This is a genomic window from Aquariibacter albus (assembly GCF_014145335.1).
GTDB classification, from domain to species: domain Bacteria; phylum Pseudomonadota; class Gammaproteobacteria; order Burkholderiales; family Burkholderiaceae_C; genus Aquariibacter; species Aquariibacter albus.
Window position 1 is genome coordinate 86,035 of sequence record NZ_JACIVI010000004.1, and the last position, 13,298, is coordinate 99,332.

The 13,298-nt window shown below is 71.0% G+C and carries 13 protein-coding genes; 9 read left to right on the top strand and 4 right to left on the bottom strand.

Annotated features, from left to right (window positions below):
• Positions 1-5 precede the first annotated feature (5 nt).
• Positions 6-428, top strand: coding sequence for an OsmC family protein (locus H4F90_RS11475; RefSeq protein WP_182664698.1), 423 nt, complete (start codon positions 6-8; stop codon positions 426-428).
• 27 nt (positions 429-455) lie between these two features.
• Here H4F90_RS11475 and coq7 read toward each other — a convergent pair whose 3' ends face one another.
• The gene (gene coq7, locus H4F90_RS11480) at positions 456-1,091 is read right to left on the bottom strand and encodes a 2-polyprenyl-3-methyl-6-methoxy-1,4-benzoquinone monooxygenase (protein ID WP_182664700.1); all 636 of its coding nucleotides are present in this window, start codon (positions 1,089-1,091) and stop codon (positions 456-458) included.
• 282 nt (positions 1,092-1,373) lie between these two features.
• Between coq7 and H4F90_RS11485 the strand changes: the two genes are divergently transcribed.
• The 5 genes from H4F90_RS11485 to H4F90_RS11505 all read left to right on the top strand — a co-directional run bounded on the left by H4F90_RS11485 (position 1,374) and on the right by H4F90_RS11505 (position 7,069).
• Entirely contained in the window at positions 1,374-2,579 is a 1,206-nt protein-coding gene (locus H4F90_RS11485; protein WP_182664703.1) for a porin, read from the top strand.
• Positions 2,580-2,692: 113 nt separating this feature from the next.
• A complete protein-coding gene (locus tag H4F90_RS11490; protein ID WP_182664704.1) occupies positions 2,693-3,679 on the top strand; it encodes an ABC transporter permease in 987 nt (328 codons plus the stop codon).
• Entirely contained in the window at positions 3,676-4,608 is a 933-nt protein-coding gene (locus tag H4F90_RS11495) for an ABC transporter permease (protein WP_182664707.1), read from the top strand. Before H4F90_RS11490 ends, H4F90_RS11495 begins: the two co-directional genes overlap by 4 nt.
• Positions 4,605-6,035 (top strand): ABC transporter ATP-binding protein, encoded by a 1,431-nt coding sequence (locus tag H4F90_RS11500; RefSeq protein ID WP_182664709.1) that lies wholly within the window; start codon positions 4,605-4,607, stop codon positions 6,033-6,035. Before H4F90_RS11495 ends, H4F90_RS11500 begins: the two co-directional genes overlap by 4 nt.
• On the top strand, positions 6,032-7,069 hold the full coding sequence (locus H4F90_RS11505) for an ABC transporter ATP-binding protein (RefSeq protein WP_182664711.1): 1,038 nt from the start codon (positions 6,032-6,034) through the stop codon (positions 7,067-7,069). Before H4F90_RS11500 ends, H4F90_RS11505 begins: the two co-directional genes overlap by 4 nt.
• A 63-nt stretch (positions 7,070-7,132) precedes the next feature.
• Here the strand turns inward: H4F90_RS11505 and lysA are convergent, their stop codons facing one another.
• Entirely contained in the window at positions 7,133-8,422 is a 1,290-nt protein-coding gene (gene lysA, locus H4F90_RS11510; RefSeq protein ID WP_182664713.1) for a diaminopimelate decarboxylase, read from the bottom strand.
• Positions 8,419-8,643: an LPS translocon maturation chaperone LptM gene (lptM, locus tag H4F90_RS15880; protein WP_407926182.1), complete on the bottom strand. Its 225-nt coding sequence runs from the start codon at positions 8,641-8,643 to the stop codon at positions 8,419-8,421. The genes lysA and lptM overlap by 4 nt, the downstream gene beginning before the upstream one ends.
• A gap of 15 nt (positions 8,644-8,658) precedes the next feature.
• On the opposite strand from lptM, the gene cyaY reads away from it, so the two are divergent.
• On the top strand, positions 8,659-9,033 hold the full coding sequence (cyaY, locus tag H4F90_RS11520) for an iron donor protein CyaY (protein ID WP_182664715.1): 375 nt from the start codon (positions 8,659-8,661) through the stop codon (positions 9,031-9,033).
• A 32-nt stretch (positions 9,034-9,065) separates the two neighbouring features.
• Here cyaY and H4F90_RS11525 read toward each other — a convergent pair whose 3' ends face one another.
• A complete protein-coding gene (locus H4F90_RS11525) occupies positions 9,066-11,438 on the bottom strand; it encodes a penicillin-binding protein 1A (protein ID WP_182664718.1) in 2,373 nt (790 codons plus the stop codon).
• 147 nt (positions 11,439-11,585) lie between these two features.
• Here H4F90_RS11525 and H4F90_RS11530 point away from each other — a divergent pair, with 147 nt between their 5' ends.
• Both H4F90_RS11530 and H4F90_RS11535 read left to right on the top strand, forming a co-directional pair.
• Positions 11,586-12,665 (top strand): pilus assembly protein PilM, encoded by a 1,080-nt coding sequence (locus H4F90_RS11530; protein ID WP_182664720.1) that lies wholly within the window; start codon positions 11,586-11,588, stop codon positions 12,663-12,665.
• Entirely contained in the window at positions 12,662-13,288 is a 627-nt protein-coding gene (locus tag H4F90_RS11535) for a PilN domain-containing protein (protein ID WP_182664722.1), read from the top strand. The genes H4F90_RS11530 and H4F90_RS11535 overlap by 4 nt, the downstream gene beginning before the upstream one ends.
• Positions 13,289-13,298: the final 10 nt, after the last annotated feature.

Sequence of the window (13,298 nt, forward strand, 5' to 3'; positions counted from 1 at the left end):
GATCGATGGAATGCACCGTGCGCTGGCAGCCCGAAGCCGGCATGGCCTTCGTGGCCGAAACCGGCAGTGGCCACCTGCTGACGATGGACGGGGCGCCCGAGGGCGGCGGCCGCAACCTGGCCCCGCGGCCGATGGAGACCGTGCTGGCCGGCACCGCGGCCTGCAGTGCCTACGACGTCGTGCTGATCCTCAAGCGGGGCCGGCATGCGGTGAACGGCTGCGAGGTGAAGGTGCAGGCCGAGCGCGCCACCAGCGATCCCAAGGTCTTCACCCGCCTGAGCCTGCACTACCGGGTCAGCGGCAAGGGGCTCGCCGCGGCGGTCGTGGAACGCGCGGTCCAGCTCTCGCACGACAAGTACTGCTCGGCCAGCGCGATGCTGGCCAAGACGGCCGAGATCGGCCACAGCGTCGAGATCGTCGAGGCCTGAGGGCCGCCGGCCGCGCCGCGGTCGGCTTCAGAGGCGGTGCGCCGTCACCGTCATGACTCGGGCCGCCCCGCGCATCGCCCAGCGCGCGAGCGCCGGCAGCTTCCGGGCGCCGGCCTGCTCGGCCTCCTGCGCATGTCGGATCTCGTCCTCGCGCATCTGCGCGACCACGGCCCGCGAGGCCAGGTCGCCGGCCGGCAGGCGATCGAGATGGCTGTCGAGGTGTCGCTCGACCTGGCGCTCGGTCTCTGCAACGAAGCCCAGACTGTTGCGGTCCCCGGCCCGGCCGGCCAGCAGGCCCAGGCCGAAGGCCCCGGCATACCAGACCGGATTCAGCAGGCTCGGGCGGCCGCCCAGGGCCGCCAGGCGCTGTTCGCACCAGGCCAGGTGGTCGGTCTCGTCCCGGGCGGCGGCCTCGAAGTGCGCACGCAGGGCCGGGTCCCGGGTGGCCAGGGCCTGGGCCTGGTACAGGGCCTGGGCGCAGACCTCGCCCACATGGTTGACCCGCATCAGGGCGGCGGACTCGCGCCGCTCGGCCTCGCTCAGCGGCGTCTCGGCTTCGGGTGCGACGGGGCAGGGGCGCTGCGCACTGTGGCGCGCCCAGAGGGTCCGCAGCCCGTGGTCGAGCGCATGGAGGCAGCGGTCCAGAGGGGAGTCGAGGGGCATGGCAAGTCGGAGAAGTCCGTGACGAAGTGTGCCGTCAGCCGGTGTGCAGGGTGCGTTCGGGGCCGTTCCACCCTGGCACTGTGTCCCGCTGATGACGCGGTGGCCGTGTCAGGGATAGTTGTGGCTTGACAACGCTTGCTTGGTCGATGTGGTTTGCCACCGTGGAAGCGTCATGGAAAGTCTGGTGGAATGAATCGGCTTCCAAGACCGGGAGTTGATTTGCGTGAGCCCCGTCGGCCCTGACAGACGGGATTCACCCGGTACATACACAGGAGATCGTTCATGAAGAAGTCTTTGATTGCGCTGGCCGTGCTGGGCGCGTTTGCAGGCGCCGCCTCGGCGCAGTCGTCGGTGACCCTGTACGGTCGCGCCGACCTCAATGTGACGAACGAAAAGGCCGGTAACGACGTCAGCCCGCTTTCTACTGCGCCGGGAGAGTCCACCACCAAGCTGAACGACGGCGGTGGCACCACCGGCATCGGCGGCTCGCGCTGGGGCCTGCGCGGCACCGAAGATCTGGGCAACGGCGTGAAGGCCGTGTTCCAGCTGGAGTCGGGCTTCACGGCCGACACCGGCGCCCAAGGTCAAGGCGGTCGCCTGTTCGGTCGCCAAGCCTGGGTCGGCCTGTCGTCGGCCACCCTGGGTGAAGTCCGCTTCGGCCGTCAGGAAACCTATTCGCGCCTGAATGCGCTGTACTGGGATCCCTCGTTCAACGGTCAAACCAAGCTTAACGAGGGCAACACGGTTTCCGCTGCCAACGCTGCAGACTGCCAAGCGCTGACCGGTTCGACCGCGACCCAGTGCGCGAGCACCACCACCGTCAGGTCCCGCAACTACCTGCTGTTCCAGAACTTCGGCGATCGTCAGGACAACGTCATCTCCTACACCTCGCCGAGCTTTTCGGGCTTCCGCTTCGGTGCCCAGGTCGGTCTGTCGGAGCAAGCGGATGACAACACCTCGGATCTCGCCGGCCGCTACCAGGGCGTGACCGCCTCGTACGCCAACGGTCCCTTCGCCGCGGGCCTGTCCTACGAGTCGATCAAGGTGGCCGATGTTGCCGCCGGTGCGCCGAACAACCTGAACAAGACCTTCTCGGTCGGCGCGAACTACAACTTCGGCGTGGCCACCGTCTACGCCGGCTACCAGCGCGTCAGCGACGTGGCCGACGGCAGCCAGATCACCTCGGCCGCCGCGAACACCGTCGCCCCGAGCTCGCTGATCGTCGAAGACCAGAAGTCCTACACCGTCGGCGTGAAGGTTCCGCTGGGCAAGCTGACCCTGCTGGCCAACTACGGCAACGCCAAGTACGAGATCCGCGCCTTCGGCGGTCAGGAACTCGAACTGCGCAAGGTCGCCCTGGGCTGGAACTACGCCTTCTCCAAGCGCACTGTGGCCTATGGCACCTTCGCCACCCGCAGCGGCGATCTGGATGACAACGTCGCCATCAAGCGCGAGTTCACGCTCTTCGGTCTGGCCCACAGCTTCTGATTCCGGTTTTCCGGACCCAGTGCGAGCAGCCCTTCGGGGCTGCTTTTTTTTGCCCGCCTGCCGAGGTCGGGTGCGAAGGGTCACAATTTGGCGAAGGGATTCCTCTGTCTTCGATGCCTTCTGCCCTGATGTTCCTGCTGCGCCGCCTGGCCGAAGCCCTGCTGGTCCTCCTGCTCGTGGCGGCCCTGGCGTTCGGCCTCTTCCAGTTCGTGGGTGATCCGGTGGCCCAGATGCTGGGCCAGGATGCCAGCCCTGCGCAGCGCGCCGCCTTGCGGGCCAGCCTGGGCCTGGACGAGCCGCTGCCTGTGCAGTACCTGCAGTTCATCGCCCAGGCGGTCCAGGGCGAGTTCGGCCTCAGCCTGCGCCATGGGCGCCCGGTGGCTGAGCTCTTGGCCGAGCGTCTGCCGGCCACGCTGGAGCTGGCCGGCGCGGCGGCCGTGCTGGCCCTGCTGATCGGCCTGCCGCTGGGCATGCTGGCTGCAACCCATCCGCAGAGCCGTCTGCTGCGGCTGGGCATGGGCCTGTCCCTGCTCGGCATCTCGCTGCCCAGCTTCATGCTGGGCATGCTGCTGATCCTCGTCTTCACCCTGCACCTGGGCTGGCTGCCGGGCTTCGGCCGCGGGCCGGTGCCCGAAGGCGCAAGCAGCAGCCTTGGCAGCCTCGCGGGCTGGCGCCACCTGCTGCTGCCGGCCCTGACCCTGGCCGCCTTCCAGGCGGCGCTGATCGCCCGGCTGGTCCGCGCCGAGATGCGCCAGGTGCTGGCCAGCGAGCACATCCGTTTCGCCCGTGCCCGCGGCCTGCCGGCCTGGCGCATTCACGGCCGCCACGCCTTGCGCAGCGCGCTGACCCCGGTGATCACAATCAGCAGCCTGCAGCTCGGCAGCCTGATCGCCTTTTCCATCGTGACCGAGTCGGTCTTCCAGTGGCCCGGTCTGGGCCTGCTCTTCATCCAGGCGGTGGCCTATGCCGACATTCCGGTGATGGCGGCCTACCTGTGCGCGAGTGCGCTGCTCTTCCTGGGGCTGAATGTCCTGGCCGACCTGGCCTGTCGTCGGGTCGATCCCCGCCTGCGCCGCCCTGCCGGCACCGAGGCCGCATGAGCCGCGCCCGCCTCGTCTGGCGACGCGGATCCCGGTGTGCGACCCCCGGCCGGCCTCCGCGCCGCTGGCGGGTCCTGCTTGCCCCGCGGCGTCTGCTGCTGGCCGCGCTGGCCCTTCTGTTGCTGGCGGTGGCGGCCGCACCATGGCTCGCACCGCAGGACCCGTCCGACCTCGCCAGCCTCAGCCTGGGGGATGCCCGCCTGCCCCCCGCCTGGCTGCCGGACGGCGAGCTCCGTTACCCCCTGGGCACGGACGATCAGGGCCGTGATCTGCTGTCGGTCGTGCTGTACGGCGCGCGGGTCTCGCTGATGCTGGCGGTCCTGGCGGTTGGCCTGTCGCTGTCGATGGGACTTGCCGTCGGCCTGCTGGCGGGCTACCGAGGCGGGCGGACCGACCGCCTGCTGATGCGTCTCTGCGACGCGATGCTCGCCTTCCCTGCCATCCTGATCGCCTTGCTGGTCGATGGCATCGGGCGTGTCATCGCCCCCGGCGCCGACGAGGCCCAGGCGCTGGCCGTGCTCGTCCTGGCCATCGCGCTGGCCGGCTGGGTGCCGTATGCCCGGACCGTGCGTGCCGCCACCCAGATCGAGCGGCAGAAGGCCTACATCGACGCAGCCCGGCTGATGGGCGTCGGCGAGCGCAGCGTTCTGCTCCACCACCTCCTGCCCAACGTGCTGGGCGCGGTCTGGGTGCTGGTACCGCTGCAACTGGCCAGTGCGGTGCTGACCGAGGCCACCCTGTCCTTCCTCGGCGTCGGCGTGCCGCCGACCGCGGCGTCCCTCGGCAGCCTGATCCGCGTCGGCGGTGACCACCTGCTGAGCGGTGCCTGGTGGATCGCACTGGTGCCCGGTGTCCTGCTGCTGCTGCTGGCCCTGGCCTTCAACCTGGTCGGCGAAGCCTCACGGCGCGCGAGCGATCCATTGACATGATCAGCCCCTCCCAACCCCCGCCTCCGGGTTCACGTCGCGAGCCGGGCTTCGATCCCAGCGCCGACCTCGATCTCGGCATCGTTGATGTCGAAGCGCACCTTCTGACTGAAGACCAGGAGGTCGCCCGGGCTGCGACCGCCACCGAGGCGAATCCCGCCCCGGACTCGCAAGCGCCGCGTGGAGCTGCTTTCGTCGGGCCCGACAGTCCCCCTGAGTCGGGCTCCGGGCAGAAGAGGGCAGCCCCTTCGCCTGCGACACAGAGCATCGGCGAAGGGGTGTTCGGCATACGTCAGCTTTCGCTCTTGACCCGTGATGCCAGCGGAGTCGTGCAGACCCTCATCGACGACATCAGCTTCGATCTCCGCCGCGGCGAGTTGATGGCCCTGGTCGGCGAATCCGGCGCAGGCAAGTCCCTGGTGGGCGCCGCCTTGATGGGCTTGCTGCCGGTCGGGGTCTGGTCTTCCAGCGGCAAACTATGGTTCGGTGGTCAGCGGCTGGATACCTTGCGTCCGGCTGCTCGCGCCCGTTTGCGCGGTCGGCGCATTGCCGCGATCTTCCAAGATGCGAATGCCGCGCTCGACCCACTGTTTACCGTTGGCGATCAATTAACGGAGACCCTGGCTCACCATCACAAGCTTGGACGAGCCGCGGCTCGCGAACGTGCCATCGTGCTGCTCGGCGAGGTTGGGCTGGCTCCGGCCGAGGCCCGCCTGGCGCAGTACCCACACGAACTGTCCGGCGGCCAGCGCCAACGGGTCGTCATTGCGCTTGCTCTGGCCGGCGATCCCGAGGTCCTGATCGCCGATGAACCGACCAGCGCGCTTGACGTGACGCTGCAGGCCCAGATCATCGACCTGCTGCAGCGCATGGCCCGCGAGCGTGGCCTTGGCGTGCTGCTGATCACCCACGATCTGGGGCTGGTGGCCGAGGTCTGCCAGCGCGTGCTGGTGCTCTATGCCGGTCGGATGGTTGAGGAGGGCCCCGTGCCGGAAGTCCTCGGCCGGCCGCTTCACCCGTACACCGCGGCCCTGCTCGGGACCCTGCCACGTTTGGCAGCGCAGGCGCACTTGCCGCGGCCGATTCCCGGCGCCATGCCCTCGGCGGCGGAGCGACCGACGGGCTGCGCCTTCGCTGCGCGCTGCCTTCGCGTGGGGACTGAGTGCGCCCAGCGGCCGGAGACCCTCATTCGCGGTACCCGCCAGCGTATTGCCGTCCGCGCACTTGGCTTCGACCGTCCGGGTGAGCCAAGCAGCAACCGGCTCGTCGCGCCAAGCGCCCTGCCCACACAATGGGGTGGCCAACTCGCCTGCTGGCATCCGCTCGATGGTCCGCCCCCAGCCGGCTCCCCGGAGGCTGCGTCTGCGTCCGCGGCTGCAGCCGCGAGGAGGCGGCCGCAGCGACTCGGTGGAGCCCTCGATCTGCCATGAACACCGCCCACGCACCCCTCGGATCGGCTCGGGTCTTTCGCCCCCCGCTGATCGAGACCTATGGGCTCAGTCGCAGCTTCGATCTGCCGCGAGCCGGCTGGTTAGACCCGCCCCGCAGTCTGCTGGCCGTGGACAAGCTCGATCTGACGCTCGCGGTCGGCAGCAGCTACGGCCTGGTCGGCGAATCCGGCTCGGGCAAGAGCACGGTGGCCCGGATGCTGGTGGGCCTGCTCGCGCCCAGCGAAGGGGAGGTCAATTTCGAGGGCGACGACCTCTACGCGCGCCTGCGTCGCCCCGGTGCGCAGGCCCTGCGCCGCCGCTTGCAGATGGTCTTCCAGGATCCGCAGGCCAGCCTGAACCCGCGCTGGACGGCCGGCCGCATCGTCGGCGAGCCACTGCGCCTGCTGGGGGACGGTCTGGGTGGCCTGGACACGCCGGCCGATCGGGCCGCGCGCGTGGCCGAGCTGCTTCGCCTGGTCGGTCTCAGCCCGGACGATGCCCTGCGCCTGCCCCACAGCTTCTCGGGCGGGCAGCGCCAGCGCATCGCGATCGCCCGGGCCCTGGCCTCGGCGCCGGATTTCCTGGTCTGCGACGAGCCGACCTCGGCCCTGGACATGTCGACCCAGGCCCAGGTGCTCGCCCTGCTTGCGGACCTGCGGGCCATGGCCCGCGGCATGACCCAGCTCTTCATCTCGCACAACCTGGCGGTGGTCCGCCACATGTGCGACAGCGTCGGCGTGATGTACCTCGGCCGCCTGGTCGAGGAGGCGCCGGCGGCCCGCATCTTCCAGGCCCCGCGCCACCCCTACACCCGTCAGCTGGTGGCTGCCGTGCCCGATCCGGCCCGCCGGGGTCGCGCGCGGCTGCTGCCGATCGGCGAGGCGCCGGACCCGAGCCGCCCGCCCGCCGGTTGTGCCTTCCATCCACGCTGCAGCCTGGCCAACGAGCGCTGCCGTGCGGAGCGTCCGGTGCTGCGGCGCCTGGAGGCCGACAGCCGCGTGGCCTGCCACGCCGTGCAGGAAGGCCGGGCCTGAGGCGCCTCCGGGGCCCCGTCGCCTCGGGTCGCTGAGGTGGGCTGACGCAGCCCCGGCCGCCGCTCAGGCGTCCGGCAGGCGCTCCAGCGCGCAGAGCGATTCGACCGGTTCACGCGCGCGCACCTGCACGGCCCGGCCGTCGTCCAGCAGCAGCAACTCGGCCGGGCGGCCGCGGCTGTTGTAGTTGCTGGCCATGGCCATGCCGTAGGCGCCTGCGCTCAGCACGGCCAGGCGGTCGCCGGCCTGCACGGCCAGGCTGCGGTCGCGGCCCAGCCAGTCGCCCGATTCACAGACCGGGCCGACCACGTCGCAGCGCAGCTCGGGCGTGCCGTCCGCGCGCGGGCGCAGCGGCACGATGCCCATCACCGCCTCGTAGAGGGCCGGGCGCATGAGGTCGTTCATGGCCGCGTCGACGACGCAGAAGTTCTTGTCCTCGCCGGGCTTGAGGTAGAGCACCTCGGTCAGCAGCACCCCCGCATTGCCGACCAGGGAGCGGCCGGGTTCGAAGAGCAGTTCGCGCCCGCCATGACCGCGCGCGTCCAGCTTGGCCAGCAGGGCCGCGATCAGGGCGTCGGCGCCGGGCGGCTGCTCGTCGGTGTAGGTGATGCCCAGGCCGCCGCCCAGGTCCAGGTGGTGCAGGGGGATGCCGGCGGCCTCGATGGCCTCGACCAGGTCCAGCACGCGGTCCAGCGCGTCCAGGTAGGGCGCGATCTCGGTGATCTGCGAGCCGATGTGGCAGTCGATGCCCACCACCTGCAGGCCCGGCAGGCTGGCCGCATGGCGGTAGGCCGCCAGCGCGCGGGTGTGGGCGATGCCGAACTTGTTGCCCTTCAGGCCGGTGGAGATGTAGGGGTGGGTCCTGGCGTCGACGTCGGGGTTGACGCGCAGGCTGACCGGCGCACGCCGGCCGCTTGCGGCCGCCACGTCGGACAGCACGTCCAGCTCGGCCTCGCTCTCGACGTTGAAGCACTTGATGCCGGCATCCAGGGCCTGGGCCATCTCGGCGCGGGTCTTGCCCAGGCCGGAGAACACGACCTTGGCCGGGTCGCCGCCAGCGGCCCGCACCCGGGCCAGTTCCCCGCCGGAGACGATGTCGAAGCCGCAGCCGGCCTGGGCGAAGGTCTGCAGCACCGCGAGGTTGCTGTTGGCCTTCATCGCATAGCAGACCAGGTGGGCCCGGCCGGCCAGCGCGCGCTGGTAGGGCGCCAGGGCGGCCCGCATCGCGGGGCGCGAGTAGACGTAGAGCGGCGTGCCGTGTTCGGTCGCCAGCGCATCCAGGGCCTGGCCGTCCAGGCTCAGACCGGCGGGGCCCCAGGCCAGGTGCGGGGCGCCGGGCAGCGGCGGGCGGCTCATCGGGCCGGCCCCGAGGCCGCCGGTGCGGCCGGCGGGGGCGCATCGGCGGGGCCGGGCAGGTAGAGCGGGCCCCGCTGGCCACAGCCGGCCAGCAGCAGGGCCAGGCCCAGGCCGCCGAGCAGCGCGCCGCAGCGCAGGCCCCGCGGAGACCGCGTGGTCCGCAGGGTGGGGCGGCCGGCCGCCGGGGGGGCGCTGCCTAGAATCGATCGCAACATCAACATCAGAAGATTCTAAGGATGAGCACCGAAACCTCCCTGGGCCACACCGACCCGGCCGCGCGCTCCGGCCTCAGCGAGGCGCAGTACCAGGCGCTCAGCCGCGAGCTGCTGGCCCGCATCGAGCTGCGGGCCGACCACTGGCTGCAGGTCGACGGCGTGGACATCGACAGCGCGCGCACGGGCGGCCTGATCGAGCTGAGCTTTCCCAACCGCAGCAAGATCGTCGTCAACACCCAGCCGCCGCTGCACGAGATCTGGGTCGCCGCGCGCCGCGGCGGCTTCCACTTCCGGCATCAAGACGGCCGCTGGGTCGACACCAAGTCTGGCGAGGAGCTGCTCGCCCTGCTGGCCGCCTGCGTCAGCGAGCAGGCCGGCACGCCGCTGGGCTTCTGAGGGCGCGGGGCGGGGCCCCGCCGCCGGCAGGCTCAGCGGAAGAGATCGAGGATGCCCTTCTTCTCGTCGGGCGAGGCCGGTGCCGCTTCGGGCAGGGCCTTGCCGAGGTGGTCGACGCCGTGGCCCGGCGTGTACTCCTCGAAGTACCACTCGCCGCCGATCTGCGACACGCCTTCGGGCACCGGCACCTCGAAGACCGGCACGCCGCGCAGCGCGCGGTTCATGTAGTCGATCCAGACGGGCAGGGCCAGGCCGCCGCCGGTCTCGCGCGAACCGAGCTTCTTCGGCTGGTCGTAGCCGATCCAGCAGACCGCCACCACGCCAGGCCCGTAGCCGGCGAACCAGGCGTCGACCGAGTCGTTGGTCGTGCCGGTCTTGCCGTAGAGGTCGGGGCGCTTCAGCGTGGCCTGGGCACGGGCCGCGGTGCCGCTGCGGGTCACCTCCTGCAGCAGGCTGCTCATCAGGAAGGCATTGCGCGGTGCGATCACACGCTGCTCTTCGGTCGGCGGCTGCGGCGTCAGGTCCAGCAAGAGGCGGCCCTGATCGTCGGACACCCGCGTGACCAGCCGGGGCGCGACGAGGTAGCCGCTGTTGCCGAACACGCCGTAGGCGCTGGCCATCTGCAGCGGCGTGACGGAGCCGGTGCCCAGCGCCATCGGCAGGTAGGCCGGGTGGCGTGCGGCCTCGAAGCCGAAGCGGGTGATCCACTGCTGGGCGTAGTCGGTGCCGATCGATTCCAGCACCCGGATCGAGACCATGTTCTTCGACTTCGCCAGCGCGGTGCGCAGCGGCATCGGGCCCTCGAACTTGCCGTCGTAGTTCTTCGGCTCCCAGGGCTGGCTGCCGGTGGCCTCGGCGCTGTAGAACAGCGGCGCGTCGTCGACCACGGTGGAGGGCGTGATGCCCTTCTCCAGCGCGGCCGAGTAGACGAAGGGCTTGAAGCTGGAACCCGGCTGGCGCCAGGCCTGGGTCACGTGGTTGAACTTGTTCTTCGCGAAATCGAAGCCGCCCACGAGGGCACGGATCGCGCCGGTGTTCACATCCAGCGCGACGAAGGCCCCCTCGACTTCGGGCAGCTGGGTCAGGAACCAGCGGCTGACCGGTCCGGTGATCTGGCCCTCGGCCGGCACCACCCGCACCACCGAGCCGCGGCGGATCTGCACCTTGGGATTGGCCTTGGGCGACAGCCCCGAGGCCACCGGCTTCAGGCTGTCGCCGCTCAGGCGCAGACGCTGGCCGTCGCGCAGTATCACGCTGACTTCGTTCGGGCTGGCGGCCAGCACCACGGCGGCCTGCACCTCGTCGTTGTCGGGGTAGGTCTCCAGGGCCTCGGCGATCTTCTCGTCCAGGGCCGGATCGCCGTCGGGTGGCAGCACCAGTTCGGCCTCGGGCCCGCGGTAATGCTGGCGGCGCTCGTAGTCGAGGATGCCGCGCCGCAGCGCACGGTAGGCGACCTCCTGCTCCTCCAGCCGCAGGCTGGTGTCGACCCGCAGGCCGCGGGTGTAGGCGTCCTCGCCGTACTGCTGGAACATCAGCTGGCGCGCCTGCTCGGCCACGTACTCGGCGTGCAGCGGCACCTGCTTGCGTTCGCGGTACTTCAGCGGTGCGACCTTGGCGGCCTCGGCTTCCTCCTCGGTGATGAAGCCGTTCTCGTACATGCGGTCGATGATGTGCAGCTGCCGCGTCCGCGAGCGGGTCGGATTCGTGAAGGGGTTGTAGGCCGACGGCGCCTTCGGCAGGCCGGCGAGCATGGCCGCTTCGGCGATCGACAGCTTGTCGAGCGGCTTGCCGAAGTAGGTTTCGGCCGCGGCGGCAAAGCCGTAGGCGCGGTGGCCGAGGTAGATCTGGTTCATGTACAGCTCGAGGATCTCGTCCTTGCTGAGCTGCTTCTCGATCTTCAGCGACAGCAGGATCTCGTAGATCTTGCGCGTCAGCGTCTTCTCGGTCGACAGGTAGAAGTTGCGCGCGACCTGCATCGTGATCGTCGATGCGCCCTGGCTGCGCGCGTCCGTCACATTGGCCAGGCCGGCCCGCACGATGCCGAGGTAGTCGATGCCGGAGTGCTGGTAGAAGCGCGCGTCCTCAATGGCGAGCACAGCGTCCTTCATCCGGGCGGGGATCTGCGCGATCGGCATGAACAGCCGCCGCTCCTCGCCGAACTCGCCGATCAGCCGGCCTTCGGCGGAATAGACGCGCATCGGCAGCTTGGGCCGGTAGTTGTCGATGCCGTCCAGGTCGGGCAGGTTGGGATAGGCCATGGCCAGGGCCAGGGCCAGCAGGGCCAGGCCGGCCAGCAGGCCGCCCACGCCGAGCAGGGCGAGCATCCCGAGGGCGCGCAGCCACAGCGGGCGGGGAGGGCGCGCCGGGCGGGCGCGCGGTTTCGGGGTGGGGTCCGGTGCGGGCATGGGGTGCGCGAAGTCCGGCGGATTGTAGGGAGGGGCTCTCCCTTCCCTCCGATGCGCGAGACAGGGCCGATTTCGTGCCGATTCTTCGTCGCTAGCATCGATTCGCCCCGTGGGATGCTGAGTCCCGAAGAACTTCGCGAGGACGCCATGAGCATGATCGACGCCTGGTTCGGCCGCCGGCCCGCGGCGCTCGTCGGGCTCGACATCAGCGATTCGAGCGTGAAGCTCGTGGAACTGGCCCAGGGCGCAGGCACCGTGCTGCGGCTGGAGCATTTCGCCCGCGAGCCGCTCGAGATCGGCTGGGTGGCCGACGGCCAGATCGAGAAATTCGACGAGGTGGTCGAGGCCGTGCGCCGCGTGCTCACCAAGAGCGGCACCCGCTGCCGTCGCGCGGCGCTGGCCATGCCCTCGGCCACCGTGATCACGCAGAAGGTCGTGCTGCCTGCCGGCCTGCGCGAGGACGAGCTGGAGCTTCAGGTCGAGACCGAGGCCGCCCAGATCCTGCCCTTTCCCCTGGACGAGGTCAGCCTCGACTTCTGCGTGCTCGGCCCGCACCCCGGCCTGCCGGGCGAGGTGGAGGTGCTGATCGCTGCCTCGCGCAAGGACCGCGTGCAGGATCGTCAGGGCCTGCTCGAGGCGGCTGGCCTGCGGCCGGTCGTCGTCGACGTGGCGTCGCATGCGGCCCGGCTTGCGCTGCGTCGGCTCGTTGCCACCTGGCCCGAGACCGGTCGCGAGGCCTTGCTGGCCCTGGTCGAGATCGGCGCCGAGACCACGGTGCTGACCGTGCTGCGCGGCGAGGAGGTCGTCTATGAACGCGCCCAGGCCTTCGGCGGTGCCCTCCTGAGCCAGCAGATCGCCCGCGAGGCCGGCTGGCCGCTGGAGGAGGCCGAGCGCCGCAAGATCGCCCGCGAACTGCCCGAGGCCCTGGAGGCCGCCCTGGTCCCGCCCTTCGTGACCGAGCTGGCGCAGGAGATCGAGCGCGCCCTGCAGTTCTTCTTCAACAGCACCCCGCACCTGCAGGTCGACCGCGTGCTGCTCAGTGGCGGCACCGCCGGCCTGCCCGGCCTCGATGCCGCCGTGCGTGCTGCCACCGGCTTCCCGGCCCAGGTGCTCGACCCCTTTGAAGGCATGACCCTGGGCCCCGGCGTGCGCGAGGCGCGGCTGCGGCGCGAGGCGCCGGCCTACCTGACCGCCTGTGGCCTGGCGATGCGGAGCTTCCTCGCATGATCCTCATCAACCTCCTGCCGCACCGGGCCGAGGCGCGCCGCCAGCGGCAGAAGGCCTTCCTCGCCGCGCTTGGCCTGGCGGCGCTCGCCGGCCTGGCCGGCGCGGCCCTGGCCGGTCTCGTGCTGCAGCAGGCCACCGAAGGCCAGCGTGCCCGCAATGCCTACCTGGGGCAGGCCATCACCCGCCTGGAGCTGCAGATCCGCGAGGTCGCGCAGCTGCAGGAGGAGATCGACCAGCTCAAGGCCCGCCAGCAGGCCGTCGAGAACCTCCAGGCCGAGCGCAACCTGCCGGTCCGCATCTTCGAGCAGCTGCTGGCGCGCACCCCCGAGGGTGTGTTGCTGTCGGCCCTGCGGATGGACGGGGAGCGGGTGCAGCTTGGCGGGCTCGCCTTGAGCAACGAGCGCGTGTCCGATTTCCTGCGCCAGCTTGGCCAGGGCTCCGAGACGCTGCGGACGCCCGAGCTGCTGGAGATCAAGCTGGCCGGGACCGGTGCGGCGGCGCCGGCCGCTGCGGCTTCGGCGGCCCGCCGGCCGGTGGAGTTCTCGCTGCGCCTGCAGCTGCCGCCCGCCCCCGGGGCCTCGGCCCCGGCGCCGGCCGGCACGCCGCGCCGCAGTGCGTCCTGAGGGGATGGGC